Genomic DNA, 8,931 nt, shown 5'->3' with positions numbered 1-8,931 from the left:
GAGCATATGACGATGATTATCGTAACCCATGAAATGGCGTTTGCCCGTCAGGTGGCGGATCGCATCATTTTCATGGCGGACGGCATCATTCAGGAAGAAGGCAAACCGGAAGACGTTTTTACCAATCCAAAGTCACCACGTACCAAGGCATTTTTAGATTCTATGCTATAAGTAAAGGAGACATATGTAATGAAGCAACGATGGCAAATGCGAATTGCTACCTTAGCGGTAGGGGCACTGTTGGGCGTAGTCGGCACCGGCTATGCTAAGAGTTTACCGACTTATGATACGACGAAAGCAACGGCGGAAGCTCAGACTTTTGAAGCTCGCGGGGTTCACAGTGAATCCGATTTACCGGCGGCGTATCAATCGTATGCTACCACGATGATCACAGAAATTCGCGATTACTCTGACGGTTATACATTTACCGTGCCATGGCGTCTCACCAATGGTCGTTATGAATCACAAGCTAAAGATGACGGCAGCACCGAACGCGGTTATTTCTTTAACTTGGCGGAAAGCTCTATTTCCGAGCCATTCCTTGTTTCTTTTACCAAACGTGACAATATTGTGGAAGGCAATGTGAGTTTGCAACAGTGGAACACTACTTGGTATAACGAATCTGTTACGAATATGACGAAAGAACGCTACCTTGCTTTGTGGCGTGAAAACCGCAAGGACTTAAGCGGGTACACCTTAGACGGCGATTTATTCGATTTCAAAGGGGCTACGACGGCTCGTTGGGACTCCTTCGTGCGCAGTGATGCTGGCGAAACCGGTTCTACTTTCTTTGATGCTGAATTTATCATGGCGGCGGACCCTACGCAGCGATATACCATGACCATGATGTATCCTAGCAAATACAATGATTATATGATGCAGGGTGTTGTAAAGAATGTCGTGCCTTCGTTTAAACTTATGAAAGAAAAATATCGCAATACGGGCAACTTGGTATTAACCGATGAAATCAGTTATATTAAACCAAGCGGCTTTAAAGTGGTAACACAAAATAGAAACGGTGCCGTTTTAACCAAAGATTTCTATCGCATCGAAGTGGGCCTATTCCCGATGGATAAAACCGTATCCATCGATTCCCGAGCCAGCTATCCGACTATGACGGCTCGTCAGGAAATTGCCGATTTCTATGTAAATGAATTAGTCACCAATTATGGCGCTACGATTGAAGGTTATAAAACTTTGATTGATAACCATAATACGGGCTCCTTAATCGTAGGCAGCTTACAACGTGGTGAAGGGGTAGCCATTAAGTTTGCTTCTTACATCACCCTTACCGACTCCGGTCAAGCCGTTGTGGCTCGCATTATGGCGCCGGATAACGGTCAGTTTACCGACGAAGACTTGATGAAAATGGTCGAAGGTGTTCGCATTCAGCACAAAGGCCTTTTGAGTGGCGGTACGGTTATACTGTAAGCGTGTGCAAGAGCTTCTGTTTAGGTTCGCATACGGTGATATTATGAGTATCTCCGCATTAATTTAAAAATTCTAAACTTTTTTTGAAAATTTTTTGAAATAAAAAAGGACTTTTGTAACTCCGTAGAGAATACTTAAGTATAGAAGAAGTCATCGTGAATGAATCGAATCATTCACCAATGGGAGGGATTCATATGCAAGAACAAAATAACGCTAAAGTAGTATACAAGACGATAGTTGTACCGGCTGACGGTTCCGAGAACTCGAAACGTGCATTACAGCATGCTGTTTCGATTTGCGAACGTAACGAAGCACAGCTTGTTATCGTACACGTAGCCAATATCGTGTCCGCTATTTCCAATTTTGACCAGACCCCTATCAGTGGCGGTTATGTATCGGAACAAATCGCGGAAGACATGGAAGAAACAGGTAAAAAGATTTTGGAAGACGTTTCCAAAGATGTACCTGCTGATATTGCTGTTAAAAATGTATTTGAAGTAGGCTCTCCCGGCCCGGCTGTATTAGCGGTAGCTAAGAAGTTTAATGCCGATTTAATCGTAATGGGCAGCCGAGGCCTTGGACCTTTGAAAGGTTTATTTATGGGCAGTGTAAGTAGCTATGTAACCAGTCATTCTACTTGCCCGGTGCTCGTTGTCAAATAAATAGTCACATATGAGGGGCTTTGCTCGCCAAGGGGCAAAGCCTCTTTTTAGAATGGAGGTACTATGAATAAACAACGGATTGTTTGGCTTCATGAACAACTGCCCGAGTGGGAGGCAAAGGGTTGGATTTCTAAAGAACATGCGGCACAGATGCGCGTGTTTTATGGTACCGTAGACACCACTCAGGGGCCTTCGCTCAGAAGGTTATTGGTGTTATTATTAGGGCTGTTGTTAACGAGTTTAGGTGTATTTTTACTCTTTGCCGGTTATTGGTACAGCTTTTCACCGGCCGGTCGTATGGACTGGTGTATTGCGCTCTTGCTCTTGGCGGTTATCGCTTTAGGCTTAGGTCTTTGGAAAGCGCCTAGGGGGAGCATCTATGCGGAAGGCATAGGGCTTTTTTATGTGGCGACCCTTACCATCTCGACGGTGCTCATGAGCGATACCTATTATACGGGTGAAGGCTGGGGCTTTTACGCCCTCATCATAATGCTCCTCACCTTGCCGGTCATATATCTGTTGGGATCCGGCTTCACCATGATGGCCTATCTCTTAATTGGCCTTTTATGGAGCGTATCGGCGCGGGAAGTTACCATGTGGGGTGAACCTGTTTGGTTATGGCTTCTTCTGGCAGCGGGCAGTCCGTTCTTTGCGGAGCAGTTACGTAAACGCACACGCTCATATTTGTCCACGTTGTGGCTCTCATGGGCCTATGTGGCGGCTATTTTCGGGGCGTTCTTTTTTACCATTACGTCGTATAACTTATCGCTCGGTCTATTCTTTGTAGCGTCTTTATCGGCGGCCACTTATGCACTGGGCAGCTTGTCCCGCGAACAGGGTCTCTGGTCTTTGCCGTTCCGCGGTATCGGGGTACTCGGCCTCATGTATGTGGTCGTATACGGTACATTTATCAGTACCTGGCAGGAAGAAGCGGCGGCTTCGGCTGATTGGCTCAGTATCGGCTTAGGAATAGTTGCCTTAATCTTGGTTGCGGGCGGCTTAAATGCACTTTGGCAAAAACGAATGGGCACGGATCTTTTAATCACGTTTTGTCCTATTGTAGTAGGGCTTTTGATGTTGTCTGTTCATTGGGGTGTGACACCGCTAACCGGTTCTATCCTATTTAATGTATATGTAGTATTATTAGCCATTGTCCTCTTGTGGCAAGGTACGGTAACCAAACGTGTAGGTTTGGTAAATGGTTGTATTTTTACCTTCTTAGCTATGATTGCGGCGCGCTTCTTTGATCCTACGTTCTCCTTTGTTGAACGCGGTTTTACCTTTATGGTAACAGGCGTAGCTATTTTTGCGGTTAACTTGTTCTACATGTGGCGTAAGCAATCGCAACAGGCGCAGGTGAATACATCGGTAGCCAGAGCCAATCGACGTTTACGTCGTCGCCAAACCTTGGGTGATGATGAACATATTGAAGTGACGGATACCGGTGAACATACCGAATCGGCCGGTAATTATACGAGTGCGCCGAGCGATGATCGAACGGGGGCAGACGCAGCGAAATCTGCCACTGTTAAAGAAGACGGTAATATGGCCTATACTGCTCGCGAGCAGGAATCGGCGGCCGCTGTAAGTTCTGATAAAACGACGGCACGAAAGGGGGAATCCTCTGATGCGCAATAGAGTTTATATAAAATGGATTCTCTTTATTGTAGTCGGTATTTGTACTTTGCTATCGCCGTTTTTTATTCAACATCGGTCCACCTCATTGTTGCAAGGTGGCGGTGAATATCAATGGCCCGTGTCCTTGTCGCGTACAGCCGGTTGGATTCCGTCCGATTATTTGGAAGTCAGATTTTTAGGCAGTCGCGGACCATGGCAGGGCGGTCGTTTGCCGGTGTATGACCAGGAAGTATATGTGTGGGTAACGGCTAAGCCGAACGGCATCTTGGAAGTAACCGGCGTGTCCGATAAAAAGCCGACTACAGGCGATTATATTTTTGCGCGCGTAACTCGCGTAGATAATACGGATGTAGAATTTAAACTATTATTTAATCGTGTGACCTTGGATTTAAATAAAGTAAATCCCGATTTTTACACGACCTATAAAGGAACTTTATTGGCTACGCTTAAAATCAAAGACGGCCACGGTATCGTTACGGGCGTATATTCGCGCGGTATACCTTTAGAATTGGCTACCCCTGAGAGTGAAGCACAACAGGAAATTGACAGCCGCACACCAATCAATCAAATCGGTGAACCGCAGGCAACTGCTGAAGCAACGGCCGCCATTGACGGGGCGGGTCAAAATTAAACTGGTTAAATTTGCTTGTTTCGTTATATAATAATTAAACAGGCTCTGAAAGCTTTAAGTAACCGTTAGCAAATAGAAGTCTATAAGTATTAGAACGTGAGAATATAAATGGTGTAATAGGAGTTAGGTATGGATGTTGCTCATGCACAAGTAGATGTGCAAGAATTGGCTGATTTGTTTAAAGTGCTGGGAGATCCTACGCGGATTCGCATTGTGCAGCAATTATTGAATAAAGAAATGTGTGTAACGGATATTGCTGAAGCCATGGGTATGGGGCAATCCGCTATTTCACACCAATTGCGAGTGTTGCGCCAAGCGCGCTTGGTAGCATTTCGTAAGGAAGGGAAAACCGTGTACTACAGCCTTAATGACGAACACGTGGTTATGCTTCTCAGTCAGGGGATTGAGCACGTATCCCATCAGTAAAAACAGAATAGCCCTAGGGTTAAACGTAAAAACCGCCTGCAAAGGCGGTTTTATTTTGTTCTGTAAATACAATGTTGCAGACTTAATTTTATGGCAGCGGTTTAATTTTGTTATATGAAGCAGTTGAAAATCGTGGTAAGCCGCATTATGAGAGACATTTTCTTTTGACTGGTGAGAGTGGTATAATAAGATGTTAACGTTATTTATGAATGAGGAAGTTTATGAAATATACAATCTTTCCAACAGATATATGGGAACCCTTAGCTGTTTGGCAACATTTTGAGGGCGAGGAAAGGGTCTATTGGCATGATACGCAGGTTAATCGCGTTATCGTGGCGGCCGGCCGTGTTAAAAGTATTACGGAAGCGGAATTACCGGAGTATCCGTGGGCTTGGTACGGTCAGACTTTTTTTGAAACAGTCAACGATGAAGCATGGCAAAACATGGGGAATGAATTGGTTGTTTTCACCCATTACTATGTACAGGAAGAAGGACGTGCCTATTGGGTCACCGCCGCTGCGGCGCCACCGGTTATTGAATCGGAACCGATTAAGCCGGTAGCACACAGCTATCGCGAAGCGGAGGCCGATGATTATGAAGCCTGGCAGACCTTGTTCGGTCATATTCAAGAAGGTATTGCGTCGGGCGAAGTGACTAAAGTAGTGGCTTCCCGTAAAGTGACGCTGGAAAGCGATACACCGTTTGACAGTACCTCGATTATCGGTCGCTTAGTGGCGCAGAACCAAGGGGCGTTTATTTTTGCCTATAACAAGGGTGACGCCGTATTCCTCGGTGCATCGCCGGAAGTATTGGTGCGTAAGCGCGGTCAGGACTTCATGAGCTATGCCTTAGCCGGTACGATGAAAAAAGATGACATTCATGATCAAGGGGCGCGTCTCTTGGCGGATGCTAAAAACCGCTATGAACACAATATTGTGGTGGATATGATTAAAGCAACCATGAGTGATTTATGCGATAGGGTAGAAGTGAAAGATACGCATATTATGGAACTACCGAATTTGTATCATTTGCGTACCTTACTCTACGGTCATGATACGGAACACTCTATTTTGACCATGGCTAAAGCCCTTCATCCGACACCGGCCATGGGCGGTGAACCGCGGGCAGCGGCGTTGGCCCTTTTACAGCAATATGAGCCGTATGAACGGGGCTTATATGCGGCACCTATCGGTTGGGTTTGCGGGAATACGCCACTTTTCCGTGAAGCGGGCGACGGACTCTTAATCGTAGGTATTCGTTCGGCCCTGATTCATGGCAAGACATTGTATGCCTATGCGGGTTGCGGTGTCGTGGCTGATTCCGATTGCGAGTCGGAATACAAAGAAACAATGACTAAATTACAAACTATTATGCGGGCCTTGTAAGTGGCTTAGGTACCTACAGCTTCGTGGCTAACAGGTTCCTTTGTGGTTAACGGCTTTTTGAACCATCTGATTATAGGCCCTATGAACCAGCCGGTTATAGGCTCTTTGAACCAGCCGGTTATAGGCGTATATCGAAGATTATGATAAAATAAAAAAGCAGGATACGTGTAGTGGTCGTTGTTTTCATGGAGGTGCAGGATGAACGAATATATAGCAGCCGCAGTGGATGAGCTTTTTGAACTTGGTGTGCGCCATGTGGTTTTCAGCGGGGGATCTCGCTCGACGAGTATGGCCGTACCATTCATGGCTCACGGCGGCTACAAAACATATATGAATATTGATGAACGTTCGGCAGGCTTTTTTGCCCTCGGTTTGGCAAAACGTTTGCATACACCGGTGGCTTTGGTATGCACCTCCGGATCGGCAGGCGCTCATTATTTTCCGGCCGTTATTGAAGCGTTTCACAGCCGAGTGCCTTTAATCGTGCTCACTGCGGACCGTCCGCCGGAAGCTCAGTTTGTAGGGGCACCGCAAACGATGGACCAAGTAAAACTCTTCGGTTCTTTCGTGCATCATTTTGAAACCCTCAGTCCCGATATTGCCGGCAGCGGCGCTCTTGAGTCGTCCCTGTATGCGCGTCAGGTAATCCAAAGGGCCTATATGAAAGCCATGGATGTGGTACCGGGGCCGGTACATATTAACGTACCCCTTCGTGAGCCTTTGGTGCCGGATACGAGCGCCGAGCAGTTTGCTAAAGGCCGGTTGAGCGGAGCTAAGCGCTTTGTAACTCAATCGGGTATTATGCGTCTCAGTGAAAATGCCTTAAAGCCTCTGATTGAAGAACTTAAAGGTCGTAAAGGCATTATTTTGTGCGGCCCCGCTACGGGACGCGACGGTGATGATGAGTACTACCGAGCTAATGGTTACGGCAATGGCTTTGAATTTTGCCAGGGCGTAGAAATACGGCCCGGTTTTTACGATAATCCTAAAAACGTAATCAACAATGCCTATGGCACGGCCATGCTAGCCTTAGGTGAAGCTTTGGAAGCGCCCGTACTGGCTGATCCCCTATCGCCGGTTAGAGCTTTGAATCATCCGCTCATCATTGACAAGTATGATGCGTTTTTGAGTAATGAGGAATGGCAAAGTGAGTTGGCACCGGAGTACATCTTGATGATGGGTCAAATGCCGGTTTCAAAACGATTGCAACAATTCATCAAAAAGCATTCCGCAGCTGTTTGTTATCAGATTGATGCGGGGGCCGGGTATCGCAACGGCACGGTAACGACGAACCGTGTTATTCAATGCGACCCCATTGCTTTTGCCTTGGATGTGGCAAAACAGTTGATTTATACCTTATGGGCGCCGGAGATGATTGATAATCTCTTAACCACCAAAGGCGAGTTGAGGACCTTTTTAAAAGCCAAGGAAAATCTTCATAAGAAATTAAGCGACAATGCCTATACGAAAAGTTGGCTGAAAGCACAATATAGAACGAGTCTTTCCATGGCCCGCGTAAGGGAAGAGAAAACTCTCTTTGAGGGCAAGTTCGTGGCCCTCTTGAACGATGGTCTCGATGAGCGAACCTTCATCAAACACGGGGCCCCACAGACGGTGAATGTGGTGGTGGCCAACAGCATGCCGATTCGCGATTTTGACTATTTTTGGCGCCAAGGTAAACCGAATACGCGCGTGTTCGGAAACCGCGGTATCAACGGTATCGACGGCACCGAATCGACAGCGTTGGGGATTGCGGCCGCTTTAGGTGAGCAGACTTTACTCGTGACGGGCGATTTATCCTTCTTCCATGACCTGAACGGTCTTGTGATGGGCAAAAATGAAGGCCTGAACTTAGTAATTGTATTGTTTAATAACGATGGGGGCGGTATTTTTGAATATTTACCGCAAAAAGGCATCGACAATTTCGAATATTTATTTGGAACGCCGCAAGGCCTGAACTACAGTGCCCTAGCTGATTTGATGGGCATTCACTATCAGGCGGTGACGAGCTATGAAGACTTTGAAGACAATGTAGTGCGCGCCATGAAAGCGGGCGGTATCCATGTATTGGAAGTAAAAACAAATCGTGAAGTGAGTCGTGAACTTCACAGAAAGTATACGGTAACTGTGTATGAAAAATGACTTTGACAGTCTTGATGAAACATCAATGTACGATCAAGGTGATCGAGAAGAGATTACGGCTGTGTTGGAAGCGGCCGATGATGTATATATAAGTATTGACAACGTGTCTTATCACGTGGCCCTGCGGGGTGAGGGCATGCCCCTCATTTGTCTCCACGGCTTCGGCGAAGCCGGTGACACGTGGGATAAATTGAATCTCCCCGGTTTTCGCCTCTATTGTGTGGATTTTTTGGGCCACGGCGTATCGGACCGGTCGCACAATCCGGTGCTGTATCAGTTTGATACGGTGCTGCGCCATTTATATACCTTGATTCACACCTTGGTAGGTGAAGAACCATACGGTATTATGGGGTACTCCATGGGCGGTCGCATGGCCTTGCAGTATGCGGCTATGTATGAACCGTCGCGGTTAATGTTCCTCGTATTGGAATCCGCTTCAGCGGGCATTGAAGATATTAATGAGCGGCAGGAACGGGCGGCTGCCGACGAAGTGTTGGCCCACAAAATTGAGACCCACTCCATTGAATGGTTTGAAGAAATGTGGTCAAAACTGCCTATTTTTGCGACTCAGCAAAAACTATCACCGGCGGTGCAGCACACCATCAAAGAGCGTCGT

General features: G+C 46.7%; 8 protein-coding genes and 1 pseudogene. All 9 read left to right on the top strand.

The genetic code is table 11. The features are described from left to right. Nucleotides 1-171: pseudogene (locus QZL64_RS08580) on the top strand (polar amino acid ABC transporter ATP-binding protein); the annotation flags it as partial. Nucleotides 172-189: 18 nt separating this feature from the next. Then, nucleotides 190-1,431 carry a hypothetical protein gene (locus QZL64_RS08575; RefSeq protein WP_021841580.1) on the top strand — a complete coding sequence of 414 codons (1,242 nt, stop codon included), beginning with the start codon at nucleotides 190-192 and terminating at the stop codon, nucleotides 1,429-1,431. Nucleotides 1,432-1,625: 194 nt separating this feature from the next. Then, the gene (locus QZL64_RS08570) at nucleotides 1,626-2,093 is read left to right on the top strand and encodes a universal stress protein (RefSeq protein WP_021841579.1); all 468 of its coding nucleotides are present in this window, start codon (nucleotides 1,626-1,628) and stop codon (nucleotides 2,091-2,093) included. Nucleotides 2,094-2,156: 63 nt separating this feature from the next. After that, nucleotides 2,157-3,731 carry a DUF2157 domain-containing protein gene (locus QZL64_RS08565; protein ID WP_021841578.1) on the top strand — a complete coding sequence of 525 codons (1,575 nt, stop codon included), beginning with the start codon at nucleotides 2,157-2,159 and terminating at the stop codon, nucleotides 3,729-3,731. Then, nucleotides 3,721-4,362, top strand: coding sequence for a hypothetical protein (locus QZL64_RS08560; protein ID WP_021841577.1), 642 nt, complete (start codon nucleotides 3,721-3,723; stop codon nucleotides 4,360-4,362). The genes QZL64_RS08565 and QZL64_RS08560 overlap by 11 nt, the downstream gene beginning before the upstream one ends. Nucleotides 4,363-4,491: 129 nt before the next feature. After that, the gene (locus QZL64_RS08555) at nucleotides 4,492-4,788 is read left to right on the top strand and encodes an ArsR/SmtB family transcription factor (RefSeq protein WP_021841576.1); all 297 of its coding nucleotides are present in this window, start codon (nucleotides 4,492-4,494) and stop codon (nucleotides 4,786-4,788) included. Between the two features lie 221 nt (nucleotides 4,789-5,009). Then, complete coding sequence (locus QZL64_RS08550) at nucleotides 5,010-6,173, top strand: isochorismate synthase (protein ID WP_021841575.1); 1,164 nt, start codon at nucleotides 5,010-5,012, stop codon at nucleotides 6,171-6,173. 198 nt (nucleotides 6,174-6,371) lie between these two features. Further along, nucleotides 6,372-8,315, top strand: coding sequence for a 2-succinyl-5-enolpyruvyl-6-hydroxy-3-cyclohexene-1-carboxylic-acid synthase (gene menD, locus QZL64_RS08545; RefSeq protein WP_021841574.1), 1,944 nt, complete (start codon nucleotides 6,372-6,374; stop codon nucleotides 8,313-8,315). Further along, a partial coding sequence (locus QZL64_RS08540; protein WP_296309497.1) for an alpha/beta fold hydrolase occupies nucleotides 8,305-8,931 on the top strand: 627 nt, incomplete at its 3' end. The genes menD and QZL64_RS08540, both read left to right, overlap by 11 nt.

The sequence above is a fragment of the Veillonella sp. CAG:933 genome (genome assembly GCF_000431435.1).
Taxonomy (GTDB): domain Bacteria; phylum Bacillota; class Negativicutes; order Veillonellales; family Veillonellaceae; genus Veillonella_A.
The sequence above is the reverse complement of the archived record's forward strand: the minus strand, read 5'-3'. Positions and strand labels throughout refer to the sequence as shown.

Bases quoted from the DNA above. Each gene is read 5' to 3' on its own strand.
- QZL64_RS08575 (WP_021841580.1), top strand. From the start codon at position 190: ATGAAGCAACGATGGCAAATGCGAATTGCTACCTTAGCGGTAGGGGCA.
- QZL64_RS08570 (WP_021841579.1), top strand. From the start codon at position 1,626: ATGCAAGAACAAAATAACGCTAAAGTAGTATACAAGACGATAGTTGTA.
- QZL64_RS08565 (WP_021841578.1), top strand. From the start codon at position 2,157: ATGAATAAACAACGGATTGTTTGGCTTCATGAACAACTGCCCGAGTGG.
- QZL64_RS08560 (WP_021841577.1), top strand. From the start codon at position 3,721: ATGCGCAATAGAGTTTATATAAAATGGATTCTCTTTATTGTAGTCGGT.
- QZL64_RS08555 (WP_021841576.1), top strand. From the start codon at position 4,492: ATGGATGTTGCTCATGCACAAGTAGATGTGCAAGAATTGGCTGATTTG.
- QZL64_RS08550 (WP_021841575.1), top strand. From the start codon at position 5,010: ATGAAATATACAATCTTTCCAACAGATATATGGGAACCCTTAGCTGTT.
- menD (WP_021841574.1), top strand. From the start codon at position 6,372: ATGAACGAATATATAGCAGCCGCAGTGGATGAGCTTTTTGAACTTGGT.